The 24,533-nt window shown below is 38.5% G+C and carries 21 protein-coding genes and 2 pseudogenes; 9 read left to right on the forward strand and 14 right to left on the reverse strand.

Features of this window, described 5'->3' with window-relative positions; translation table 11 throughout:
- Positions 1-722: 722 nt before the first annotated feature.
- Entirely contained in the window at positions 723-1,277 is a 555-nt protein-coding gene (locus LM917_RS10905) for a LysR substrate-binding domain-containing protein (RefSeq protein WP_255668217.1), read from the forward strand.
- A 506-nt stretch (positions 1,278-1,783) separates the two neighbouring features.
- Here LM917_RS10905 and LM917_RS10910 read toward each other — a convergent pair.
- The gene (locus LM917_RS10910) at positions 1,784-2,290 is read right to left on the reverse strand and encodes an RrF2 family transcriptional regulator (RefSeq protein ID WP_232697541.1); all 507 of its coding nucleotides are present in this window, start codon (positions 2,288-2,290) and stop codon (positions 1,784-1,786) included.
- A gap of 216 nt (positions 2,291-2,506) precedes the next feature.
- Here LM917_RS10910 and LM917_RS10915 point away from each other — a divergent pair, with 216 nt between their 5' ends.
- A complete protein-coding gene (locus tag LM917_RS10915; protein ID WP_232697542.1) occupies positions 2,507-3,148 on the forward strand; it encodes an FMN-dependent NADH-azoreductase in 642 nt (213 codons plus the stop codon).
- Positions 3,149-3,556: 408 nt separating this feature from the next.
- Positions 3,557-3,727 (forward strand): recombinase zinc beta ribbon domain-containing protein, encoded by a 171-nt coding sequence (locus tag LM917_RS24780; RefSeq protein ID WP_373688782.1) that lies wholly within the window; start codon positions 3,557-3,559, stop codon positions 3,725-3,727.
- A 255-nt stretch (positions 3,728-3,982) separates the two neighbouring features.
- Here the strand turns inward: LM917_RS24780 and LM917_RS10925 are convergent, their stop codons facing one another.
- From LM917_RS10925 to pdxR, 3 genes and pseudogenes are all read right to left on the reverse strand, one after another.
- A complete protein-coding gene (locus LM917_RS10925) occupies positions 3,983-4,531 on the reverse strand; it encodes a GNAT family N-acetyltransferase (RefSeq protein WP_232697544.1) in 549 nt (182 codons plus the stop codon).
- Between the two features lie 192 nt (positions 4,532-4,723).
- Positions 4,724-4,921 (reverse strand): annotated as a pseudogene (locus tag LM917_RS10930) (hypothetical protein); the annotation flags it as partial.
- Between the two features lie 226 nt (positions 4,922-5,147).
- The gene (gene pdxR, locus LM917_RS10940; protein ID WP_232697546.1) at positions 5,148-6,578 is read right to left on the reverse strand and encodes a MocR-like pyridoxine biosynthesis transcription factor PdxR; all 1,431 of its coding nucleotides are present in this window, start codon (positions 6,576-6,578) and stop codon (positions 5,148-5,150) included.
- 221 nt (positions 6,579-6,799) lie between these two features.
- Between pdxR and LM917_RS10945 the strand changes: the two genes are divergently transcribed.
- Positions 6,800-7,348, forward strand: coding sequence for a pyridoxamine 5'-phosphate oxidase family protein (locus LM917_RS10945; protein WP_232697621.1), 549 nt, complete (start codon positions 6,800-6,802; stop codon positions 7,346-7,348).
- Between the two features lie 203 nt (positions 7,349-7,551).
- Here the strand turns inward: LM917_RS10945 and LM917_RS10950 are convergent, their stop codons facing one another.
- Genes LM917_RS10950 through LM917_RS10965 form a run of 4 tightly spaced genes read right to left on the reverse strand, consistent with a single transcriptional unit; the run spans position 7,552 to position 12,084 of the window.
- On the reverse strand, positions 7,552-8,262 hold the full coding sequence (locus LM917_RS10950) for a transaldolase (RefSeq protein ID WP_232697547.1): 711 nt from the start codon (positions 8,260-8,262) through the stop codon (positions 7,552-7,554).
- A gap of 30 nt (positions 8,263-8,292) precedes the next feature.
- Positions 8,293-9,651 (reverse strand): PTS ascorbate transporter subunit IIC, encoded by a 1,359-nt coding sequence (ulaA, locus tag LM917_RS10955; RefSeq protein WP_232697622.1) that lies wholly within the window; start codon positions 9,649-9,651, stop codon positions 8,293-8,295.
- 56 nt (positions 9,652-9,707) lie between these two features.
- A complete protein-coding gene (locus LM917_RS10960; protein WP_232697548.1) occupies positions 9,708-9,989 on the reverse strand; it encodes a PTS sugar transporter subunit IIB in 282 nt (93 codons plus the stop codon).
- 25 nt (positions 9,990-10,014) lie between these two features.
- Positions 10,015-12,084: a BglG family transcription antiterminator gene (locus LM917_RS10965; protein WP_232697549.1), complete on the reverse strand. Its 2,070-nt coding sequence runs from the start codon at positions 12,082-12,084 to the stop codon at positions 10,015-10,017.
- Between the two features lie 336 nt (positions 12,085-12,420).
- Between LM917_RS10965 and LM917_RS10970 the strand changes: the two are divergent.
- Together LM917_RS10970 and LM917_RS10975 are read left to right on the forward strand one after the other, a co-directional pair.
- A pseudogene (locus LM917_RS10970) lies at positions 12,421-12,722 on the forward strand (IS1595 family transposase); the annotation flags it as partial.
- Positions 12,723-12,849: 127 nt separating this feature from the next.
- A complete protein-coding gene (locus LM917_RS10975) occupies positions 12,850-13,407 on the forward strand; it encodes an NADPH-dependent FMN reductase (protein WP_232697550.1) in 558 nt (185 codons plus the stop codon).
- A gap of 1,186 nt (positions 13,408-14,593) precedes the next feature.
- Here the strand turns inward: LM917_RS10975 and LM917_RS10980 are convergent.
- From LM917_RS10980 to LM917_RS10995, 4 genes are all read right to left on the reverse strand, one after another.
- Positions 14,594-15,241 (reverse strand): 2OG-Fe(II) oxygenase, encoded by a 648-nt coding sequence (locus LM917_RS10980; protein WP_232697551.1) that lies wholly within the window; start codon positions 15,239-15,241, stop codon positions 14,594-14,596.
- A gap of 281 nt (positions 15,242-15,522) precedes the next feature.
- On the reverse strand, positions 15,523-15,969 hold the full coding sequence (locus tag LM917_RS10985; protein ID WP_232697552.1) for a HEAT repeat domain-containing protein: 447 nt from the start codon (positions 15,967-15,969) through the stop codon (positions 15,523-15,525).
- Between the two features lie 43 nt (positions 15,970-16,012).
- Positions 16,013-17,506: a 23S rRNA (uracil(1939)-C(5))-methyltransferase RlmD gene (rlmD, locus tag LM917_RS10990; protein ID WP_373688783.1), complete on the reverse strand. Its 1,494-nt coding sequence runs from the start codon at positions 17,504-17,506 to the stop codon at positions 16,013-16,015.
- Between the two features lie 204 nt (positions 17,507-17,710).
- The gene (locus tag LM917_RS10995; protein ID WP_232697554.1) at positions 17,711-18,601 is read right to left on the reverse strand and encodes a diacylglycerol kinase; all 891 of its coding nucleotides are present in this window, start codon (positions 18,599-18,601) and stop codon (positions 17,711-17,713) included.
- Positions 18,602-18,856: 255 nt separating this feature from the next.
- On the opposite strand from LM917_RS10995, the gene LM917_RS11000 reads away from it, so the two are divergent.
- Entirely contained in the window at positions 18,857-19,837 is a 981-nt protein-coding gene (locus LM917_RS11000) for an ROK family glucokinase (protein WP_232697555.1), read from the forward strand.
- Positions 19,838-19,930: 93 nt separating this feature from the next.
- Here the strand turns inward: LM917_RS11000 and abc-f are convergent, their stop codons facing one another.
- Entirely contained in the window at positions 19,931-21,397 is a 1,467-nt protein-coding gene (abc-f, locus tag LM917_RS11005) for a ribosomal protection-like ABC-F family protein (RefSeq protein ID WP_232697556.1), read from the reverse strand.
- Between the two features lie 362 nt (positions 21,398-21,759).
- On the opposite strand from abc-f, the gene LM917_RS11010 reads away from it, so the two are divergent.
- Both LM917_RS11010 and LM917_RS11015 read left to right on the forward strand, forming a co-directional pair.
- Complete coding sequence (locus LM917_RS11010) at positions 21,760-22,233, forward strand: GNAT family N-acetyltransferase (RefSeq protein ID WP_232697557.1); 474 nt, start codon at positions 21,760-21,762, stop codon at positions 22,231-22,233.
- A 261-nt stretch (positions 22,234-22,494) separates the two neighbouring features.
- Positions 22,495-23,532 (forward strand): DUF1835 domain-containing protein, encoded by a 1,038-nt coding sequence (locus LM917_RS11015; RefSeq protein ID WP_232697558.1) that lies wholly within the window; start codon positions 22,495-22,497, stop codon positions 23,530-23,532.
- 206 nt (positions 23,533-23,738) lie between these two features.
- On the opposite strand, the gene LM917_RS11020 is transcribed toward LM917_RS11015, so the two are convergent.
- On the reverse strand, positions 23,739-24,506 hold the full coding sequence (locus tag LM917_RS11020; protein WP_232697559.1) for a sirohydrochlorin chelatase: 768 nt from the start codon (positions 24,504-24,506) through the stop codon (positions 23,739-23,741).
- Positions 24,507-24,533 lie beyond the last annotated feature (27 nt).

The raw sequence follows: 24,533 nt of genomic DNA on the forward strand, positions 1-24,533 counted from the left end.
GCAGATCACAATACTGTAGTGTATGCCGATGACTTATTGTACTGTGTGATTTGATAGCTTTTGTAATTCCTATAGCATCGAGATTAAGAGGTAGTCTTTTATAAACTATCCGTCCTTTCGATTTTTGTAAGTTGATAAAATCGAAAGAACATGGTGGAGAACGGCAACCTGTACTACTTGTTGCAGACCTACAAAATAGAATGGTGTAAAACGAATTGCAGAAAATTAAAATAAAAAAGACACCTAAAGGGGAAATTCCCCGAAAGATGTCAAATAAAAAACGGGCACACTTGGCACCCATTAAATTATGTAATTTTTTGTAATTATGTTGGATGAAAACTTCTGCTGCTATATCCAGTCGTCACAGTATAGTGGCGACCCCTCCATCAGCCGAGTACAGATTTTTTTGCACATAAAAGACCCTCCAATCGCATGACTACCATTGGAAGTCCCTTAAAAGCGCGCATTTAGTTACCTACCAATACCTTTGCAGGTTTGGCAGTAAATCTTATAACTTATATAACTATTGGCCAATACCATATCAAAATATAGATATTGTGATTACTTTGCAATTGCTTTCATGCTCCTAATACTCGATTCCACACTAAGCGATTATTCGGTGGATTTAGGTTTTCCTCCTAATTGTAAGGCAGTTAACCCCCCAATTACTAGCAGAACGCCCCCCATCTGTAAGAGTGTCAATCCCTCGTCTTGTGGAAACGATGACCTGTGGAAATTTTATGAATCTTATTGCTACTTATCAATCACAATATGAACAAGTAGTGCTTAGTTTAGAAACTGGTAATCCTTTAGAATTAATGGAAAAAACGAAAAATTTTGAATTAGATGCTGCCTTTGTTACTGGTTTACCAGCTTCGGATAATTTTGTTGTGGATCATTTGTTTACGGATGAAATTGTTTTATTATCAGGTAAGACAATAGATGCATCAAATTTCATGCAGCAAAGGTGGGCAGTTTCTCCACGTGGCTGTCCTTTCAGAAAGATATTAGAGCAGTGGTTAATAGATAAAGGGAAAACTCTCCACCATTTTATTGAAATTAGTTCCTTAGAAACACTTTTGAGCAGTGTAAAAGCCGGATTAACATCCACTATTTTACCTAAATCAGTATTAAAAGGTTCATATGAAGATTTACATGTTTACCCTATCCCCGAGCGGTATAGATTTATTGAAACAGTCATTATAAGAAGAAAAGAAAAATACGTGAATTATGCTTACAAAGCTTTTGCAGATTTAGTAAAAAAGGAAGGCTTATAAATTATGATATATTTTTCAATTACAGCCTTCCTAATTGCAGATACTAATAGAAAATAATCTTTCTTTACAGTAATAACATGTGGAAAACAAAAACAGCTATCAGAAACTCAAGATAATATTGGCAAGCAGAGCAAGGTGGTACACACCTTACGAAGTTAGAAGTTGCGTACCGTTTTGATGTATTATAGATTCCTAAGTCGGCAACATTACTACATTTGTCCAAACAAATGAAAAAAGCTCGATGCGCAAGGCATACGAGCTTCTTCCCCCATTGTTGGAAAATTATTACGGCTTCAAGTTTTTACTAATGCTTCGTGATCTACTGATTGTGGATGCTTCTCCAGCCACCCTTTTTTAATCATAAAATTATTCATGTTTCCTATCCGATAATCTGAAAATTTCAGGCTGTCGAGGTTGGTAACTGATAATAAACATATAAAGCCCTGAAAATTTGCAGAGGATTTTCAGGGCTTTGTTTATATTAATAATTACGTTTTTAAAATGAGTTAGTTTGAGTTTTTTCTTATAAAGTATTCTCGGCTATCTGTCCGTAATTTTTCAGGTAAGACGTGATTAAGTTCATCATTTAACCATGCAAGGGTCTTATTACGAAGAAACTCACGCATATATTCTTCTGCCTCAAGCATAGTTAAGTTAATCATACAAGAAGAATTGGTGGAAGTACAGGAAGAGCATTCTTTATCTAAATACATAAGATTATTTTTCAATACATTTTTACATTGAAAAATAGGTTTTACTCCTTCAACTGCTTCTATTACATCCCAAAAAGAGATTTCTTCGGGGGACTTAGCTAATTTATAACCACCCTTTACACCAGGTGTAGAACTCACGATACCAGCCTTTGATAATTTACCAAAAACTTTTGAGAGATATGTCTCTGAAAGCCCTTGAAATTCTGAAAGGTCTTTTATTCCTATACTTTCCTCTTCGGGTACATCTATTAAATAAACAAGGCTATGCAACGCATATTCAACCATAACACTATACTGCATATAGACTCACCTGCTTTCATTATAAAAAGGCTATCAAAACAATTATTATAAGCATTAAATGTTTTTTTGTAAATTACAAAAAACTAACTTTAGAATATTGTCTATAGAATTTGACAAAAGGCTATGAAACCTTTATATTGTCTATTATATCAATCGATGATTAATCTTGTCGACAATTAAGATTAAATAAATTAAATTTAAAGGAGAAAACATCCAATGAGCAAACTACTTGTCATTAATGCACATCCAGAAGTCGATTCCACCTCTTCAGCTAGTCTAAATGTATTTAATTACTTTATGAAAATTTATAAGGAGAAGCATTCTAATGATGAAGTCATTGAACAAATTAACTTGCACGAGGTTGTAGTACCTACGTTAGATCAAACTTTTTTAAGTGCATGGGGAAAATTAAGAACAGGTCAAGAACTAACAAGTCAAGAACAAGAAGTAACAGTGCGTATGAATGAAATATTAAAACAATTTAAAAGTGCAAACAAGTATGTAATTGTTTATCCGGTGCATAACTTTAATGTGCCATCAAAGTTAAAGGATTATATGGATAATATTATGATTCCTAGGGAAACCTTTAAATATACAGAAACGGGATCAGTTGGTCTTCTTAAAGATGGAAGAAGTATGCTTGTGATACAAGGAAGTGGGGCAATCTATACCAATAATGACTGGTATACCGAAATTGAATATTCGCATAAATACTTGAAGTCGATGTTCAATTTTTTTGGTATTGAAGATTATCAAATTCTTCGAGTGCAAGGTACTGATATACTGGACAGAGATGAAGTATTACAAAAAGCATATAAAGAAGCTGAAGAAGCCGCTTCAAAATTAGCAGTGAAATAAGCTAACGGAAAATTTAGTTTAACAACAAAAGCCGATAATTCTTTCTTAAAAAGAATATCGGCTTTCATTTTTTATACATCCTTATACAGTTTCATTTTTTGAAAATAGGGTTTTCTCGACAGTCTGAAAATTTCTGATTGTTTTTTGACGATATACACGCCATAGGCTTTAATGCATTAAATCACGAAACCTCGAACACATAACCCGTAGACAAAAACACTCCACTTTGTATAATCAGGAACATAAGTTCGAAATCACATCAACAATTGATATTGAAGTTATTGAAATGAACAAAAATAAAGTAGTATATATTCCGGTGGCATAAAAAGGACTGGAACAAAATGGTGAAAACTCATTACAACATCAACAGGATGTCTGTCTTACGCTTGCCAAAAGTAAATTCGGTGAATCCGTCAACAGCAAGAGGTTCACTTATTTACCAACACCGCTTTCTGTGCTGACTGTGGGCGTGGAATGCACTTCAAAAAGAACAGCAAAGGTTATGTGTGCGGTAACTATAACAAACCTGGGAAAAACGGAAGAAACGGAAGAAAGAAATGCATTGACCATCGTTCGTGAAGTTGACCTGATCAATACTATCTTGGAAGACTTTCGGACACTTTCCTACAATCTCAGCAATGAAAAGGTCTCTAAAAAACTTGAAAATGAGTTTAAAAAAAATAAGCCTTCGAGTTGAAAAGCAAATCGCTTCACTTGAAGGCGAGATCAGTGAGGACACTCGCATCAACAGGAGTGGCTACTCGTAGCTTCATATCTATCTATCCCCCTCCCTTATCTCAATCGTGTCGGGAGAGCCTTGATATGATGCTTGTCTTATAAACTGACTTTGGTCCAATCTTTTTTCAACATAGAATACATTCCTAAATCAACAAACTGACCATGCTCCCATTCATATTCTCTTAGTAATCCGTCCTGTTGAAATCCATTGCTTAATAATGTCTTTTGACATCCTATATTTCTAGGATCGACTAGAGCCTCAATTCGGTTATATTCCTGATCCTGAAAGCCAGCATTTAACGTCACCTTGATACATTCCCTCATGATGCCTTTGTTCCAATAAGCCTTATTTAGCTTAAAACCGATTTCTACTCTGCGATGTTTGACATTTAGATGGAATAGACCGATATCTCCTATATATTGATTCGTGTTGATATCTGCAATTACCCACCTAAATCCCGTACCTTCTGTCGAAAGATTCTTAAACCAATTAATCTCCTCTATAGCTTCATCCATGGAATGATACGCTCCCGTACCATAATATCTCATAACTTCTTCATCCTGAGTTAATTGAAAGAGTTCTGCTGCATCTTCAGTTTTTGCTTGACGAAGACGAATGAGATGGTTTTCATAAATGGTTGACATATGATTTTCTCCTTAAAATTGAATGATCTCTATAGCATAAATTTACTGTCTAACTATTACTCGTCATATTTCCAAGTCTCCATCTGACTGCTTCAATCAACAGTTTGTGGGAATTAATAAGTTTGCTCCATCTAGGATTTAAGACTGAACATAACAAATGAAATCGTTCAATACGCTCTGTAATGGAACTCATCCTTGTACGGTTGCAATATGAACTTTAGTTGCTACTTCTGGAGTCATATCATCTAATAACTTCACATCATATATATCTGCAAAAGATAATCCTTCTATCTTAGTATCTATTAATGCATCTTCTGTTTGTTTACCGAGTGAATTACGGTCAACTAGAAAAAGAATACGTCGACACTTTTTCGTTTTAATCAGACTATACCAAGGGTTTTCGCTATCTATTTCACTGTAATCAACACAACACTCTCCACATGTGTCGTATGCTTATTTTTGACAAAATGGAATGGGGCAATTTAAGCCCCCATTGCTCGAACATACGGATCGTAATGCCACGGAAGCAGCGCTTGATGTCGGTTTTCAAAACTACAATCATTTTGCGGCACAATTCCGCAAATTATATCATACTAATTTGCTTACAGAGATGACCCTATAAGATCAACTCCGCAAGACGATGAATCCCCTGCTCAATCGATGCTTCATCTACTTTTGCAAAACCCAACACCCATCCCTTTCGTTTGCTTTCCAAACAATAGGGTCCAAGAGGGTACACTCGTATTCCCTTTTGAAGGGCTAACTTTGTCACGGTTTCTTCGTCGTATGACTCTTCAGCTTCAAGTAACATATGCAATCCCGTTTCTACTCCACTTAGTGTGAAACGCTCCCCTAAACCGCTAGCCATAATAGCCTTTGTCATGGCTTCGTGTCTTCGTCTGTACACATTTCTGACTCTTCTCATATGGCGCATAAAATGCCCATTCTTGATGAAGTGAGTTAGTGTTAGCTGATCCATAATCGGAAGATGACGGTAAGTCAGCTCCTGTACCCTGGCTAGTTGAGCAATTGCCTCGACAGAGCCAACGATTGCCGAAATACGAATGCCTGGAGCAATCATTTTAGAAAAACTCATGAGGTACAAGGTATTATTAGGTTCCTGGCTAATCAGTGTTGGAAGCGGCTCCCCACGATATCGAAATTCACTATCATAATCGTCCTCAATGATCCAAAATTGTTCTTGAACGGCCTTATGTAGCAATTGTTGCCTTCGCGGCTCCGACATAACGCCCCCTGTCGCGCACTGGTGCGAAGGGGTCACAAAGATCAGTTTGGATTGTGGATGAATACGCTCAACCACAAGACCATACTCATCAACGGGAACGGGCACCACATTCATACGCCGATATTTCATCGACATCCAGGCAGCTGGAAAACCGGGATCTTCTACAGAGACAGTGTCCCCATCAGATAAAAGCGATTGTGCGATTAAGTCAATGCTATGCTGAGCTCCTGAAGTCAACAGAATCTGATTTGTTTGGATATGGATTCCTCGTTCTAGTGATAAATAACGCTGAATTTGCTCACGTAATGGTGTGAAACCATAGGGATTACCGTAAGCCCAGCTTGATAAATCCATTGCAGCGGATGCGTGGAGAAACGATTGTCGCCAGTTCTTTTGAAATTGGCCATCCAAATAAGGTTCATGGGGACTAAAATCAATATCCACTTCTCGATGTTCTTTGCCTCTGAACCAGTCATGTAATTGATCGACCGCCGAGTTCAACAAGGGAAGTGAGGGGGGGATGGGGCCATATGTTATTATTTCCTTCGTTGAACCAGTGACTTGATTCCATTTACTAACTCGCGTTCCTCCTCGGCGAGATGTAACCGTATAGCCACGACTTAGCAATTCCTCATAGACGATCTGTATCGTTGAGCGAGAGACACCTACCAGGTGAGCAAGTTCGCGGGAAGGAATCAGCAATTCTCCTGGGGGCCAGATTCCGCTTGTAATATTATGAATCGCTTGATCAAGCAATTGCTTCCAGATCGGTCTGTTATCATTCCGGTTTACTTTCAACATCGTGCACACCCCCAAATAGAAGCTCAAACCATAAAATATTAATTATGGATTGCTTATAACCGTTTTCTTTGGATGTTTATGAACACTCCATTCACTGCTATACTACCGTAATAACGCTGAGATTTGCAATATGGTCGTTGCCGCACTCTAGTAGAGTATCGGAGTTAAGACACTTCGAGTGGGGGGATTAATATCTTATGAGTGAAAGAAGTGATTTTGAAATGGATTCGGTTCGTTACAAGATCCGGGAATGCCAGGATCAAGAGAAAATCGAAAGTTTCCTTCACCAAGCGAGAATTGGGTATCTTGGGTTGGTTGATGGGAACCTGCCCTATGTTGTACCGCTTAATTATGTATGGACTGAAGGGAAGCTCTATTTTCACGGAGCTGGAGATGGAAGACGTAATCAGGTCATGAGTGAAAATCCAGAAGTATGTTTTACGGTATGTGAGGAATACGGAACCATCACAGATCCGGTACCTGCCAAAACGGATACGGCTTATATGAGCGTAATGATATTTGGACAAGCAGAGCCGATCACAGATTTGGATGAAGCCACCCATGTGCTTCAGGAAATGATCAATAAATATGTGCCCGGCTATTATAACCGTCCCTTGCCCAAGCAGCATGTGGACAAGTATAGGTCGGCTGTATTTGGCGGGCCGGTTCAAGTGTACCGAGTAATTCCGTACCATGTGACGGCAAAAGAAAGTCCTATTGAAGCAGAAAAAATGTATAGAACGGGCATGAATTGCGGACGAGAAATTTAACGACAAGATACCGTTACTCGGCTTACCTAGCCACGCCGAAAGAGCATCCGAAATGTGGTGACTGTGCTCCAATCGTATGATATGGCAGCCATAGGTGCATAGGTGGGAAGTATTTGATGCTTACTTATATGTAAATTAATAAAAGCAATAAAGGGAGCAAGACAAAAGCTATGCTTTTATCCTGCTCCCTCTTTTTTATCAATTTACAAAATTGAGTAGCCTAATGATTGAATATCTCTATTAAACATTTGAACTGTGTCTAGTGAGATTTCTTCTAAATCTTTTCCTACATTCGGAAGTTTAGATAAGATCGCTGGTGTACATGTAATAATATCACATCCGCACTCATCTGCCTGGAAGATATTAAACAATTCTCTTGAACTTGCCCAAAGTAGCTCTGTTCCCTCTTTTTCATGACAAATTGCTGCTGATTCTTTCATATAAGGAATTGGATCAACACCTGTATCTGCCATTCTACCAGCGAATACAGAAACAATATTTTTCGTACCAGGAGATAGAGCATCAACCGTTTCACGAACTTGTTTCATTGTTAATATAGCAGTAATATTCAATGAAAATCCTAAACTAGATAACTTTTGAATTAATGGAATAGAAGATTCGCCTCGTGAATTTGTAATTGGAATTTTAATATAAACATTTTCTCCCCAGCTAGCAATTTTACGTGCTTCTTGCTCCATTACCTCAAAATCATCTGAAAATACTTCAAATGAAATGGACATATCTGGAATTTGTTTAACAGCTTCTTTTGCAAAAGCTTCGTAGTCTGTAATTCCAGCTTTTTTCATTAAAGATGGATTTGTTGTAAATCCTTTAATTACACCAGAATTATATGCATAAATCATATCTTCAATTACAGCACCGTCTGAGTAAATCTTGATATTTAAATTATTCATTCGTTAGCACCTCGTTATCATATTTAAGTTTTATTCGTTTTCGTAATTATTAATAGCTACCGATTTTGTTTTCACGAAATTCGGAATAATTAAAGTTACCACTAGCAATACTACAATTGCATAAATTCCAATTGAGCTGAAAAAGTTACCAGCTTGTCCTAATAGAATACCTAATACAGCAAAGTCGACATCTCCGAAAGTCGTATTAGCAAATCCTAAAGATCCTAGTACTGGTAGTAATAGTGCTGGTAAGAAAGCTAGTGCTAAACCATTCACAAATGCACCAATAATTGCACCTTTTCGACCACCTGTTGCATTACCGTATATTCCAGCTGTTGCTCCACAGAAGAAGTGAGGGACTAGACCAGGAATGATTAATACTCCTCCAGCAATACCAAGAATTAACATGCCGATTACGCCACCGACAAAGCTAGAAACGAAACCGATAATTACAGCTGTTTGTGCATATGGGAAGAACACTGCACAATCTACTGCTGGAACTGCAGATGGAATAACTTTAGTTGCAATACCTTGGAATGCAGGAATTAAATCTGCTAAAATCATACGAACACCTGAATATACGATTGCTACGCCAATTGCAAATTTTAAAGCTGCCATGATAGCAAATAAGTATGGACTCATACCACCAGATAATGTAGAAACATACTCTGAACCAGCAGCAATGGCTGCCACTAGGTAGAAGAACATCATGGTTATAGCTGTTGAAATCGTAGTATTACGTAAGAATCCCCATTTTTCTGGAATATTGATTTTTTCAGTACTATCTTCAGGCTTACCAACTTTTCCTCCAACCCAAGCTGATAAATAGTAACCTAAGCTTCCAAAGTGACCCATTGCCACTTCGTCACCATCTGTAACTTTCAATGTGTATTTTTGACCAATTGCTGGTGAAATGGCACTCCATGCTCCTAGTATGAAACCACCTACGATAACCATTTCAGTACCTGATAATCCTGATGCACCTAATACCGCTGATAATAAACATGCCATGAAGAAACTATGATGCCCAGTTAAAAATACGTATTTATACTTAGTAAAACGTGCAATTACTAGATTCAGTACTAAACCAAGGACTAAGATCGACATTGTTTCAACGCCAAGGATTTGTTGAGCTGTTGCTGTAACAGCTTCATTATTTGGAACTACCCCGGTAATATTGAAGCCTTCTTCAATCATTTTTCCTAATGGTTCAAGGTTTGCAACGATAAAATCCGCTCCAGCACCAAGCATTAAATATCCAAGAATTGGACCTAGCGTCCCCGTTAAAACCTTATGTGCTGGACTCTTCAAACAAACTAAACCTAAACAAGACATTAGACCAATTAATAAAGCAGGTTGCGATAGGACATCTTTTAGAAACTCCAAAATACTATTTAAGATTTCCACTATGAGTGCCTCCTAAAGATGAAAGGTTTAAAAAATGATTATTTTGCTGCAATTTCCTTGATAATGTCTAGAACATCTTCTTTAATTTTTTTCTTATTAATATAGCTGCGAATAACGGCAACTCTTTGACTGCTATCAAATTGTTTCGCAAGTTCATCTACTGTAACAATCAAATCTACTCCACGACCTTTAGCTGAGTTAAAGTCGCTAGATTCTACAGAAGCAACAATTCCATTTTCATCACAAATTTCTTTTACTTTTAAACTACACATTAAGCTGCTCCCGATTCCATTTCCACAAACAGTTACGATAGTAATCATGTTCATTTCCTCCAAAGATGATTTTTTATTTACTGTACTCTTCAATTAGTGGCAAAATCCCCTCCACTTTTGTAGTTGCAATCATTTTTTCAATATTCTCTTCTTCTTCAAGTAACTCCGTTAATTGACTTAACGCACGTAGATGCGTTTCACTATCAATAGCGGCTAAAACAATAATTACATTCACTAATTTATCTGGATCATTTTCAGAGAAAGAAACAGCTTCTTCTAATCTCAAAAAACTCATTCCTACTTTTTTTACTCCTTGCTCAGGGCGAGCATGCGGAATAGCAACTTTTGGAGCTAATACAATGTATGGTCCTAATTCATTTACATTAGTAATCATTGCATCAATATATTGCTCTTCTATTGCCTGTGATTCTAACAACGGTTTTGCTGCTAATTTTATTGCTTCTTCCCAATGATTTACTTGCTTATGAAATTGGATCATCTCTTTTGTTAGTAACTCTTTAAGCACCGGCTTACATCCCCTTATATTATGTGCAATTGTTCCAGTTAGAGCGTCAGAGATAGCCTCATATAGACCGGATTCATCATGAACAGTTGCAAACAGCTTAATTACTTGAAACAGGTTATTTATGTTTGGATTTTTTTGTTTATTTCCGTGCATTACACATGCTACTTCTTGTATAATTTGGGCTTTATCCAATGCAGAAAGGATCGGATTTACAACAATTAATGGCTTATTTGTGTGGATTAATACAGTTGAAAACACTACATCAAATTCATGTTCCTTACTATAGTCATATTCTCTTAAGGAAATGAGTTTAATAAGATCTATTTCAGGAACTAGCTTTTCAATTTGTTTCTGCAACATATACGAAGTTCCAACACCATTTGGACAAACAATAATGCCACGTTTTCTTTTAATCGTTTTCGAACCTTGCTCCTTAAGAAATGATCCAAAATGCAACGTGATATACGCCACTTCATCCTCAGATATAGGATGCTTTACCAGCTCTTCTAATTTCTCTAATGATTTTCTTACTAAAATGAAGAGATCAAAATGTTCTTCTTTTATTTTGTGCAAATAAGGATTAGAGATTGGAATTTTGAATAGCATACGATAATATGCAGGCTTAAGATGGGCATATAATGCTTCCTTAACCTTTTTATGATTGACAAATATGACACAAGCCAATTGTTCAAAGTCTGTAATAATCTCATTAGTTAAGTTAAGTAATACTTTATTGTTGTAATCTGCGTCATCATAATAGCGAACATTAAGCCCTAATAATTGCATCGTTATATATGCAATCTCATCCTCTGGTACGGCCATATCAATAATCTGAATCAACGTCTTTGCTGCTTCGTGTTCATGCGCCTCACATATCGTTTGTTTTATTTCTAACGGAAAAATCACGTGCTTCTTTTTACATATTCGGATGAATAAAATAACCATAAAAGCCGTAAGTTCATTCATTTTCTCTTCAACAAATATTACATTTAACTTTTTTTCAATTTGATGCAAATGATCAGTCATCGATTTAAATGCTATCTTAAAAGATTCATTTTGCTCTTCTTCATTATAGATTTCTGCTAAAATATTCAATCCACTTTTCTGTTGTAAAAGGAGAAAAATACATTTGACCATTAATGAACGCTTGTCTATTTCACTTCCGACAAAATGATAGCCTTCTTTTCGATTGTATGCGATCTGAACTCCGAATGTATGTGCAAATTCATTGGCACGTTTCATATGAGCTAATACTGTATTTCGGCTCATCTTTAAGGAATCAATAAAGTGGTTTACAGATAAATAATCTGTACGGATAAACGTTCGAATAAGAATGATACAAATCTTTTCTTCACTTGATGGAATATAGTCCAACATCTTCACTTCAGGTATTGCACTCTTAGCAAATTCTCTTACCTGTGGATCAACAATCAATCCTTGTGCACGCTTATTAGTAATAGGAGGTAATTTCTGTTCAGTAAGCCAATCATTGATTTTTTGTAAATCATAATTTATTTGTCTTCTTGAACATTTGGTTTGATTTTCAAGTTGCTTAATTGTTACTAGTCGACTAGAAGTAATTTTTTGTAACAAAGCGACAACTCTTTCATCTAACATGTTGTTCGCCCTCCTTGTAAATTATTATAGCGCTTACATTATGAAGAGTCAGTTGCTATTGAAACCTAATTATGTACATTCGTTTGTACATATCTGGACCTATACAAACGAATTATGAATATTAAATAATCTTTCATATCAAAAAATAAGAGGAGGTTAAGCTCATATAATGAACTAACTATCCTCTATTTGCGATACTATAATTAACTCAGTCTAAAACATTATTTTCACGGTCTAACACTCTATTGAAAATTATCAAGACCTAAACTTAAGGAAATCAAATACCATAAAGGGTTCTACATATTATGCATGACTAATATGTAGAACCCTTTATGTTTAGACCATTATCATTTTAAGTCCGATAGGAAACAGCGTGTGAAAGGCGTGTACGATGTTCAAAACGTCAACAGTTACCACAGTCATCTGAAAAGATGGATTGACCGATTTAACGGAATTTCAACCGAGTATTTACAACGTCATCCAGCTTGGTTCCGTTACTTAGACAGCAAGGAATATGAAAACACAACGTCGAATAAAAAGAAGTTTGTTGGTTGCTTCTTGCCTGTTCACTGTATATGAAACGAACACCGATCTTCGCAGAACAACTTTTCCCTTTTAAACTGACTGGACAGAAGTAAAAAGATATCGAAATTAGGTAATAATTAACTGTTGTGAAGTGTTGCTAAATGGTTAAACTCCTCTACCGAAGACACCAACGATTCCTTAGCGAATAATCAAATCACAGAAGAAATGGGATGATGTTAAATGGATAAAGAAATTAAAATCTTGGCTATTTCGGGAAGTCTTCGTCAAAACTCTTCGAATAAAGCACTAATGAATGCCATCATCGGATTAGCCAAGGAGAACGTTAAATTTACCATCTATGGCGGGTTGGGCGACCTGCCGCATTTTAATCAAGACATCGATGCTGTCGAAGAACCTGTTCCGGTCAAAGAATTAAGGACACATATTAAGGAGGCAGATGGTGTGCTTATATGTACACCGGAATATGGGAATGGAGTGCCTGGTGTGTTAAAAAACGCGTTGGATTGGCTCGTATCTTCAGGCGAGTTCATGAATAAACCTACAGCGGTAATCAGTGCCTCACCATCTCCAATGGGCGGTGATAAAGCTAATGCTTCACTTCTGCTTACACTTAAAATGATTAATGCTGATATTGTAGAAAGAGGAACATTGATAATACCGCACATCACTTTGAAACTAAATAAAGAAGGTAGTATTACAGATCCAGAACTAAAGCAGGAATTATTATCTGTGCTCCAGACACTTGAGCATGCTTGTCATCAAGGCGAGACGATATAAACCATGAAATGAGAATTGTCCAACTACGAAAAACGATAGGTTAGATCAACAGAACAGATTTTGTGTTTCTTTTTCTGCAAGCGCCTAATAACCATCTGATAGAGCCGTAAAAAATGACACCAATAACAACGCCAATTGTATTGAGTATGATATCGTCTGCTAACGCGTACAGGATTGTAATCAGATTGAAAATGACCGGATAGCAATTGCCATCCGGTCATTACTTATTTAACTATGCCAAAAGATTAAGTTCACATACGTCTACGACAACCTCCACTCAAGCAGGATCGTACAAAGCAACAAACCAAACGCTAAATAACTTAACAAGCACTTGATACACCTTCAAAGGCTTATTCCAACTTGAATAGCGAATATGTCTATTTTTTATTAGTTTGACTAAAGATAAAAGTGTTCTAATAGAGGAGATCTAATGTTTAATTGGAACATAGTTTAGTTAGATCATATTTATTTCCACTGAGTCTTAATGCTTAAGGGGGGGCATTTTCGTTTGTCGCTAGTCAGGCTTATAATGACTACTACTATGCTACACAGGATTGGCTAATGACGGCAAATAAGATACAAGTAATAAGGATTTGAGATGATCACGCTCATGTTTGAATATTTGAATCAGCCAAAATCGTCAAGGTCACCCTGACGAAGAGTTCTTTTCTTAAAAAGGGCAGGGCTATATATGTTTACTAGGGTTCACACAGAAAACTATAGTTCCCCCCCTATAATGAGGGAAGGAACTATATGGGCTTCACACGAGGTTCCCTTTTATGATATTCAACGTACTCAGGTGCAACTTTACTACGTAGATGGTGTAAACTATCACTCCATCATCCTACATTTTTAGGTATAAGAAAAGCCCAGACCACATGAGGTCGGACTTTTCATAGTGGAGGCGTGGAGAGTATCCATATTCCGAGTAAATTACTACCGATGCTTACCCGACGATGACTATCCTAGCAGTCAATATCGTTGCTGTGCTCGTCCGCTTCACTCCCTGTGCGCGGACTGAATCCCTTTTCGAAAATCACGCCACATAGTCTTCTACGGGTGTAGTCACCGTTTTGATGTCACCTGGGAGCCACGCTACACATGTTACTCCCTGCTTGGCTAAAATACTACTAAATACAATCTCAACATTTCATCTCCTAAAGTAAATCAAAATAAGATAATTCTTCTAAGACACTCGAAAGCTTTGTCTTCTCATCCACATCGTTGCCACCCATTTTTCCCCTTTGATCACTGGCGAACCTGCATGCAGCGTAAGTTCATTTAATCCATGATTGCTATAAAAATATTCGAAGTAGACAGCCATTCCTTTGTTGGGGAAAACAGAAAGATTAAGCATAGGAAACACCGTTTCTCCGCCTTCCTCCACATCATTCAAATACATCACGAGCGTACTAATTCGATTATTGGTACTTGCTCGACTTGTCTCTGCAAAGAAATCATAATGGGACTTATACTCTTGACCAGGAGTGTATAGTAGGACTTGCAAGCCATCACCATGCTCAATGGGAATATTCATAATTTGAGAGATTCGCTTCTCGATTCGTGTAATCGTCTCATTCTCCTCACAGAATACCCCGCTGCTCGTTCTAATTTGATTGACCGTACGAACTTCCCCAATTCTCGAGCGTTGCAGCCGTTCCTTGGACAGTTCTATAAGCTCATCACATTCCTCATTGCTAACCACATTTCCTAATACGACAACCAGCGGTTCCTCGTATTTGGCTAGTATTCGAATCTCTCGATCCTCTGTCTTGATCGTATTTCCAGCATGGTCAAATATCGTCCGTTCTTTCCCCATCGCATTTTCTATCATCCTTGAGCAGCCCCTATATATATGACATCCATCACAAAAAATAATATACCATAAAATGGATATATATACTCTGGAAAATTAAAAAATTCAAATTATAAATAAATGGAAACTTATTTTCTGTATTTTAACCAAGTGTGGTCAAAATGTGGTCATTCCCCTGATTCCATCAAATCTCCAAAACAAAAAACCCCTGTATCCCAAGGGTTTTCGCCATTTCCTTCAATGTAAGCAAAGCAACGCTCTCAAAATAACTAAAGTGTCGATCACTGCCTATCTCATTTCTACTGTTCTTTCTGTAACGAGACCCATGTGTTTTCAAGCCACTGATCAAAGTCAGCTCCTTTTTCACCCTCGTACGTATCATATACATCAGTTCTCATCTTCTGTAACTTCTCTTTAAACTCTTCAAACGTATGACCTTCTGGTAAACTCTTCTTAATTCTTACCAAGATTTTAGTTGTTCCTTTAATCAAGTCGCCTTTTTTCTTTGACGGTAATTGGACATCTTCGCCAAATTCTTTGAGCTTACGAAAAGCAGCCTCTTGAACTTTGTACACAGCATCGCTGATCATTATACGCTTTAATATATCTATTGTTTGTTTGTTTTTCCACTGACCTAACTCTTCAACAGCATCTAAACGTTCTCTCCAATTAGACGTTCGATTGGCAGATTTTTTTAATTCCTCATAATTTGAGGGTAACTCATTTTTTGCTTCACTATTATTCAAACGGATCAATCTCCTTATGTCTTTTTATCATTCTATTATTGCACTAATTTCTCACTAGCAACACACAGCACTCCACATGCCCCGTATGCGGAAACATATCCACCGGCTGCACTTCCACAACCTCATAACTCTCCGCCAGCACTTTCAAATCCCTCGCCAACGTCGACGGATTACACGACACATACACTACCCGCTCCGGCTTCATCTGCAGAATGGTCGTAAGCAATGCCTCATCGCATCCCTTACGTGGTGGGTCAACCACAATCACGTCCGCTACAATCCCCTGCTTACGCCATCCAGGAATCACAACCTCAGCAGGTCCCACTTCAAAGCTCGCATTCTCAAACCCATTCAATTTCGCATTCCTCTTAGCATCGTCAATGGCTTCCGGCACGATTTCTACACCATACACCTGCTTTGCCTTCTGCGCTAAGAACAACGAAATAGTCCCGATTCCACAGTACGCATCAATAACAGTCTCGCCACCAGACAACCCAGCATACTCCAGCGTCTTGGAATAAAGCACATCGGTCTGCTCTGGATTCACCTGATAGAACGAACGGGCTGAGATCGCGAACTTAATCGGTCCGATATAATCATAAATGACATCATCGCCCCAAAGCGTGATCGTCTTATCGCCAAAAATTACATTCGTTCTGCGCTCATTTACATTCTGGACGATACTTTTCACTGCTGGCAATTCAGCTTGAATTCGCTCAACAAGCTCGTCCCGATGTGGGATAAATGCCTCTGTGGTAATCAGTACAACCATTACATCGCCTGTCTTGGCACCTACCTTGGCTACCACATGACGAAGAAGCCCTGTATGCGCTTCTTCGTTATATGGTGCAATACCTAGTTCCGAGGCAATTCGCTTTACAACTGCCACAGCCTCGTCATTCGCCTGATGCTGAATGAGGCACTCATCATTATCGATAATGTCATGAGATTTCTCCGCATAAAAACCGCCAATTAGCGCACCATTTTCCCCACCGATCGGCATCTGTGCCTTATTACGATAACGCCACGGGTCACTCATGCCAAGGGTGGGTAAGACCATAACTGATTTTCTGCCAACTTGCTTGTCCAAAACAGCAGCAACATGCTCATTACTAGACGAGTCATTACTTGTCCCATCTTCTTTCAGCTCGTTCTTACCATTCTGGTCATTTATACGTACACGACCAAGCCCCTGACTCTGCTCGTCTCCCGCAATCTCAAATCCGCCAATCCGTCGCAAATTATCTGCAACAATCTGCTGTTTATGTCGTAATTGTTCCTCGTAGGAAAGGTGTTGCAGAGAACAACCGCCACAACGATCATAAATAGGACAAGGAGGCTGCATACGGTGCTCGCTCGTGCTGAGAATCTCTTCTAGCTCTGCATAGCCGAAGCTTTTCTTTGCATGCACTACTTTTGCACGCACTTGCTCACCTGGTAACGCTCCTTTTACAAACAAGGTGTAGCCATTGTGTCTACCTACACCTTCGCCTTCATGGTTAAGTCCAGTGATCGAGAGCTCCACCAGTTGATCCAGCTGTACAGGATATTCGCGTGCTACACCTGCACCTGTATTTTGGCTTCTATTACGACCCGCTCCATTTGCTTGTCGTCCTGCACTCGATCTCTGGCGCCCTCCATCTTGGCGCACAGCTTCTCCTTGACGCTTCGTGTTGGTATGTTGCTGTTTTTTGCCTTGCTGTGGTTTGTTTCCTTTTTTCACGATGTCTAACTCCTTTTCCTACGGCACAAAAATATTCAAATGTCGTCCAAGCGCATAACACTCACAAGGTAATTGTCCACCTAGTTCACCATCTAGATTAATCAGCACTTGATGATTATCTTTGGCAGTTGCTTTAATATAGTCTGTTTGAAAATAAATGACATGAGGATCTTTAATATGATCGCCCTTCAATGCCATGCTGACAATACGAAGTAGCTCTGCCAGATTTGTTTTCTTCAAGACAAGACAATCTAGTTTACCATCACCTAGATTTGCGTGGGGTGCCAGCTTTTCAAAACCGCCTACAGAATTACTGTTGGAAATAAGGAACAACATGATTTCCTCATCCACAATAACTCCATCTCGTGTTTCGATACGTATATGTGTAGGGCTTATAGAAGGCAGCTTCTCAATACCTTTAATGTAATAAGCCATATGTCCAATTATTGTTTTTAGCTTGCTCGGCACCTCATAGGTTAACTCCGTCAGTGTTCCGCCACCTGCAATATTAATAAAATATCGATTATTAATTTTACCTACATCGATTGGTCTGGTTCGGCCAGCCGCAATGATTTGGCAGGCTTTCGTAATTGATTTCGGTAAACCCAGTGCCCTCGCCAAGTCGTTCGTCGTTCCACATGGAATGATGCCTAGCTCAGGTCTGTTTTTCTTCTCAGCAATCCCATTGATTACTTCATAGATTGTACCGTCGCCACCAGCAACCACAATCAGATCAAAGTCTCGCTCTACTGCCAGAGCTGCTTCCCTCGTAGCATCTCCTTCTCCAGTGGTAGCATGACAAGAAGTTTCGTAACCTGCACCCTCCAGAATATCCAAAATATCCGGCAATTGGCGGCGAACAGCTTCACGCCCTGAAGTTGGATTGTAAATAAGACGTGCTCTCTTCACTTGCGTCCCTTCTTCCGTCCAAAATAATCTAGGTTTGATCACGTTACCCTAACCATCATATCCTGTATGACCATTTTTGGGAATGATTATGCGACATCTGTACGCATTTTCTCTATAATGTTTAGTAGTGCTCATGGTAGTATTATGGTACATCCAGTTAAAAAATTCCAGTTTTTATACAATCAAGATCTCATACATACATATGTATTCTCTATTTTTTATGCTGTTACACAATACGGGTAAGGGGTGTTTCTAATGAGTAAAAGCTTAATCGTTGGAGTAGATATTGGTGGAACGACAATTAAAATTGCCTTACTTTCTGAAACGGGGGACATTCTGGCAAAATCCAAAATCCCCACACCTGTTAAGGATGGGGAAGACGTAATCATCGGTGATATGGTGCAAGCCATTTGGGCGTTGCTCGCTCAACATGGTTTTACCAGGGAACATGTTTATGGTATCGGGATCGGTGTTCCAGGTCCAGTGGAACCAACTCAAGGTGTTGTCCTGCGAGCTGTCAACGTAGGACTACGAGACACCCCTCTAAAAGCCAAGACCGAAGCTCTCACAGGATTACCCGTATCCATTGAAAATGACGCCAATGCAGCAGCTCTGGGCGAAATGTGGTGTGGTTCCGGTCGTGGAACTGCCAATCTGATCGCCATCACGCTGGGTACAGGTGTTGGTGGGGGTATCATTATTGACGGACATGTGGTTCATGGTGTAAAAGGCGTGGGCGGTGAAGTTGGACATGTCACCGTTAACCCCGAAGGACCTTTATGCAATTGTGGAAAAAAAGGCTGCATGGAAACGTACGGTTCAGCTACTGCCATCATTACTGGAATCGAGAAAGCAGCTCAGAACGGAAAGAGTCCCTTGCTCGCTTCCATCCTTCAGGAAAAAGGTTACCTTTCCGCAAAAGACGCCTTCGATGCCGCCGCACAAGGCGATCTCGCATCCATTGAGGTGATCGACACAGCGGGTTTTTATATTGGGCTTGGACTATCTCATCTTGGTAACCTGCTCAATCCGGGTAAAATCGTGATCGGCGGCGGTGTCTCTTCTGCTGGAGAAGAATTATTTAAGCGTATACGAGCGTCCTTTGATCAGTACACCTTCCCTATTGCGGCAGAATGTTGTGAAATCTTGCCTGCCACTCTCGGAAATGATGCTGGTGTAATCGGAGCTGCCTGGCTCGTGTACAACTCCCAAAAATCCGTCCCAACCGTTTCCTAGCTACAATAAATCGTATAGGTATCAGGTGAGGCAAGACATGACGTTTGGTCACTCAGACGCGTACATCGTAAGTTCTGAGTGACCAAGCTTTTTTTATAAGTAAATCGTATCCGTTGCTATCGTTTCTGTGAAAGTCTTATCATGCTCCACAAATAATAACGTTGGATTACAGGAAAGTAAAAGCTCTTCAATCTGTATACGGGACAACACATCAATAAAATTAAGCGGTTCATCCCAAATGTACAGATGTGCGCTTTCACACAGACTTCTGGCGATTAACACTTTCTTTTTCTGTCCACCACTGAAATCTCGCATATCCTTTTCAAACTGAACTCTGGAAAAATCCATTTTGCGCAAAATTGCTTTAAATTGGCTTTCATCTATCCCCGATTCTTTTGCGAAATCAGATAAATTGCCCTTTAAGAAAGAGGTATCCTGTGACACATAGGATATAACCAGGTTGCTACTTCTTTGGAAATTTCCCGTAAAGCTAAGATTCTCCCCGCATATCAGCTTTAGTATGCTTGATTTTCCCGATCCATTTTTACCACGCAACGCAATTCTATCACCTTGTTCAATGGTAAAACTCACATTGTCACAGACCTTCTTTTCTCCATAAGAGAGGGAGACTTTATCGAAGGTGACCAGCCTACTTGAGTGATATTGTCGTGGTTTAATCTGCAAGAGGTCGGAGCTCTCAATATTTTTGAGAAGACTTGATTTTTCCTCAATAGCATCATGCCTTCTTGCTTCCAAACTTTTAGATCGCTTCATCATCTTGGCAGCTTTATGACTCACAAAGCCTCTGTCTGGAACATCATCATCATTTTTGCTCTTTTCCTTTTTATCGGACCAGACAGCAGTTCGCTTTGCTGCTTTATCCAGCCTTTTAATCTCTTTTTTGAGCTTCTGATTTTCCGCAAGCTCATAATTGTCCTGCATCTTTTTGTTCTCATACCATGAGGAGAAATTACCTTTTTGAATTTCTATATCTGTTTTATTGATCGATAAGATATGGTCGATACAGTTATCCAAAAAAGCTCGATCGTGGGAAACAAGGATGAACCCTTTCTTCGTCTTCAGATAATTGCCAACGATCTCCCTTGCTTCGGAATCGAGATGATTGGTAGGCTCATCAATTAACAAAAAGCTGTTCTCTTTTAAAAACAGTGTGGCAAGCAGTATCTTCGTCTGCTCTCCGTTTGATAATGTATCAAATGGACGATAAAGCACATCCTCCGATACTCCGAGTATGGACAACTCTCTTTCAAGTTCCCATAACTGATAGTCAGGGTTAATGTTAGTTACGACATCCAGTGTGTTTATGGTTCTGTCATGTACGTCAAAGGGAAAATACTCAATATTCACCCTCCCTGAAATACTTCCACTATACTCATACTTACCCAGTAGCAGGTGTAAGAAAGTTGTTTTACCACGACCATTTCTTCCTGTGAAACCCAATTTCCAATCTGTATCAATTTGAAAGGAAACATCCTCAAAAACGTTATCATAACTGCCATCATAGGCAAATGTTACATTCGAAATCGTTATAAGTGACATATGCATCGCCTCCTGTAAAATGAAGAAAGCTGCAAGAAAGTTACTTCTCGCAGCTCATAAAAATACAGCAAAGCAAAGCCCATCACAGGCATAGCAAGGCATACGTACGTTTATTTTATGAGTGGAAAAATGGAGTAACTTTCTTGCATGAGCATACCAAATACGCGGTTTAGACCGCTTTTAAAATTTAGATATGCTACAAAATCATTAGCAAGAAAAGTTATCCATTTTCCCAACTCCAATCTTTTATATTTGATGACGATTGTATCTGATCGGTATTGGAATGTCAATGTAACAAAGGGGAAAATGGGAAGCACATCGAAATGAAAGTAGTTACTCGATAAAGTAATGAGGTGAAAGAGATGCAATTATTCATTACAGATATGAGTGAGGACTTCGCAGTACAAATCTTGAATTGGAAATATGATGCTCCCTATGACTTTTACAACAACGAAGAAAATGCTGAGTCCATGAAGGAGCTCTTGGAAAACACATATTATGCGGTTGTAGACGGTCACGGCAATTTATTTGGTTTCTTTTGTGTGGGAGGATCTGCACAAGTGCCTGTTGGTTCACAATTTGGTGCTTACTCCGGAGAACAGATTGATATTGGCATCGGGATGAAACCGGCGGCGACTGGTCAGGGAAATGGTTATTCGTACTTCTCATTTATTCTTCATCATGTGGAAAATAGCTACAGCAATGTTCCCATGCGATTAACTGTGGCCGAATTTAATCATAGAGCCATCCATCTATATGAAAAACTGGGATTCTCCAAGAAGATGGAATTCCAAAATGGGCCTACTACATTTATTACTATGGTGAGGAAGTTATAGTAATATGATTACTTGCCCGGATGAATAACCTAACGCCAAGGTGTTTGCAATGTCGTAACGATAATCAGCTATCTCTTCTTTTTCCCATTCTAAAATATATAAACTGTAGTCCATTTCCAAATACTGAAACCTATCACTCATTAAAACCGTATCAATGTTAGGATTCTCATTATTCAACTAATGGGGCAGAATACTTCAATAAAGATTTTGGTATTTTATGTTTAGACTAAGATCGATTATGAGTATCGGGAGGTTAACCAAATGATTAATGAGTTAAAAAGGAGAGTTGGAAATTTACCTGAGGAGGAAGCAAAATCACTTTTGTTACAATTTCTTCTTAGAATGAATATGTTAGAGGAAACAGAATACTCGGAGGAACAGTTTACAACACAACTCAAAAGGATTTATAAAGATTTTCTTCACTATACATCCAATCAAATACGTAATGAAAGCGAAAAAAACTACAAGATTGTACATATTGTTTTCGGAGATTCACCTTCGGGTAGCTTAAAAATGGCACTAAAGGATATGGAACTACAAGAGGAGGAAAAGATTATCTCCTTTTCAGACCTGTTTTCTATCGGTCCAGTTTGGAAATTGCATCAGAAGATTGGTCTTATCCACAGGTATGAATGGTTAAAAAATCATATTAATTTTGATGAAGAATATATAGACAAGTATCAAGATGATTTTAGTAATACACTCGTAAAGATTAATGCTATACCTGAAGATGTACCAATTTTTATTTGGAGTGGAGATAACTCTCACGAACAAACTGCCGTAAGATATGTTCTCTATTTATTGAAAGAGAAAACAAATGATATTATTTTAATGGATACAACTACACATTATAAAAATCAATTTCATATACCAGATATTGAATACTCCCCTTTACATACAGGAGGAATTGCACCTGAGAAGTTAAAGTTAATCTATGATAAAAATAGGACGGCTAAACCTTTGTCTCAAGAGGAACGGGAAAAATTCGAGAAAGAATGGGAAGAGTTATCTACTAAACAAGAAGTTCTCAGGATCTGGAGAAATAGAGAAATACACAGTGTTAATGAAGATTATTACGATGACTATATTATCAATGCAGCCCAAAACTTACATGACAAGAAAAAGAATAAGGACTTTATGAAATCAGCACGAGTCATAGGTGAAGTCATTGGACATGTAGATCAATATATTGGCGACCAGTATGTTGAATATAGAGTGAGACATCTAATCATGAATGGAGTTTTTGAAATAGAAGGTATTCCAAAAGCAATGAGGTTTTACAGTGTAAAACTACGTTAAATTTATTGATCGCAAAAGGTTGCTTTAGTTCAACAAAAAGGACTTTACAATTTGAAGTCCTTTTTGTTTGTAAAAATAACAACAATATTAGTTAACAGAGCCTAAACTAAATAGAATGAGCAACACAAAGAGGGGATATCCCTTTGCATTACTCATCCACCGATAGAATGTAATTTTTACCTAGTAAGCCCCTTCACCTACTTCTCTCACCCAACCGAAGATAAATCATTCGGTTCACAATGATGATCGATCACCTGTTGCAACCATCGTGATACATACGGATGGGGTAAATACGTTTTACCACTATACACATAATCCAGGCCTTCTAGCTTGGCTGGAATAACTTTATTAGTAAAATATCCTTCACTTAAAAATAACGGGATCACAATCGTTGTTCCCTGTTTGCTCGCAGATAAGGCGCGCTCTCTCAGGTTATTCGGATGTAGGGTTCCATAACCAGCGTGAACAAAACCAAAACGTTGGTTCAATTTGTTCGTAACAGATGAGAGTAATTCTTCCCACTTCTGATAATTATCTCCCTCATCAGCACCGTGACCAATCACGAGCAAGACTTCTTTTTCTGGATCAACAGATAATTCTTTAATTCTCTCTTCTAAAATATCAATGATGAGCGGATGATCTTCCATCGGTGGGCAGAATGCAATTTTTGCTTCATGCGATAGTCTTTTCCACTTTTCATCCAGCTTATGTTCCGATGCTCCCAGCATGTATGCGATTTCATCAATGTGTGTGCTTCCAGCCGCTACAAAAAGTGGAATGGCGACGATTTTTTGGACACCTTGCTCTTCCAATTCGCGTATACCATCTGCAATCAGTCTGCCTTCCACCATCTCCAGAAAACAGGTTGTAAACGGTACGCTACATTCCAGGTTTGTTACTGCCTGATCAACCAATTCCACCCAAGCAGCATTACTGGAACCATGACCTATAATCATTACACCCGTTTCGTTCATACCGCATTCGCCCCTTGTTCTGCATAT

The organism is Brevibacillus daliensis, assembly GCF_021245735.1.
GTDB lineage: Bacteria > Bacillota > Bacilli > Brevibacillales > Brevibacillaceae > Brevibacillus_B > Brevibacillus_B daliensis.

Excerpts from the sequence above, each read along its gene's own strand:
- LM917_RS10905 (WP_255668217.1), top strand. The coding sequence starts at position 723 with ATGACCTGTGGAAATTTTATGAATCTTATTGCTACTTATCAATCACAA.
- LM917_RS10910 (WP_232697541.1), bottom strand. The coding sequence starts at position 2,290 with ATGCAGTATAGTGTTATGGTTGAATATGCGTTGCATAGCCTTGTTTAT.
- LM917_RS10915 (WP_232697542.1), top strand. The coding sequence starts at position 2,507 with ATGAGCAAACTACTTGTCATTAATGCACATCCAGAAGTCGATTCCACC.
- LM917_RS10925 (WP_232697544.1), bottom strand. The coding sequence starts at position 4,531 with ATGTCAACCATTTATGAAAACCATCTCATTCGTCTTCGTCAAGCAAAA.
- pdxR (WP_232697546.1), bottom strand. The coding sequence starts at position 6,578 with ATGTTGAAAGTAAACCGGAATGATAACAGACCGATCTGGAAGCAATTG.
- LM917_RS10945 (WP_232697621.1), top strand. The coding sequence starts at position 6,800 with ATGGATTCGGTTCGTTACAAGATCCGGGAATGCCAGGATCAAGAGAAA.
- LM917_RS10950 (WP_232697547.1), bottom strand. The coding sequence starts at position 8,262 with ATGAATAATTTAAATATCAAGATTTACTCAGACGGTGCTGTAATTGAA.
- LM917_RS10960 (WP_232697548.1), bottom strand. The coding sequence starts at position 9,989 with ATGATTACTATCGTAACTGTTTGTGGAAATGGAATCGGGAGCAGCTTA.
- LM917_RS10965 (WP_232697549.1), bottom strand. The coding sequence starts at position 12,084 with ATGTTAGATGAAAGAGTTGTCGCTTTGTTACAAAAAATTACTTCTAGT.
- LM917_RS10975 (WP_232697550.1), top strand. The coding sequence starts at position 12,850 with ATGGATAAAGAAATTAAAATCTTGGCTATTTCGGGAAGTCTTCGTCAA.
- LM917_RS10980 (WP_232697551.1), bottom strand. The coding sequence starts at position 15,241 with ATGATAGAAAATGCGATGGGGAAAGAACGGACGATATTTGACCATGCT.
- LM917_RS11000 (WP_232697555.1), top strand. The coding sequence starts at position 18,857 with ATGAGTAAAAGCTTAATCGTTGGAGTAGATATTGGTGGAACGACAATT.
- abc-f (WP_232697556.1), bottom strand. The coding sequence starts at position 21,397 with ATGTCACTTATAACGATTTCGAATGTAACATTTGCCTATGATGGCAGT.
- LM917_RS11010 (WP_232697557.1), top strand. The coding sequence starts at position 21,760 with ATGCAATTATTCATTACAGATATGAGTGAGGACTTCGCAGTACAAATC.
- LM917_RS11015 (WP_232697558.1), top strand. The coding sequence starts at position 22,495 with ATGATTAATGAGTTAAAAAGGAGAGTTGGAAATTTACCTGAGGAGGAA.
- LM917_RS11020 (WP_232697559.1), bottom strand. The coding sequence starts at position 24,506 with ATGAACGAAACGGGTGTAATGATTATAGGTCATGGTTCCAGTAATGCT.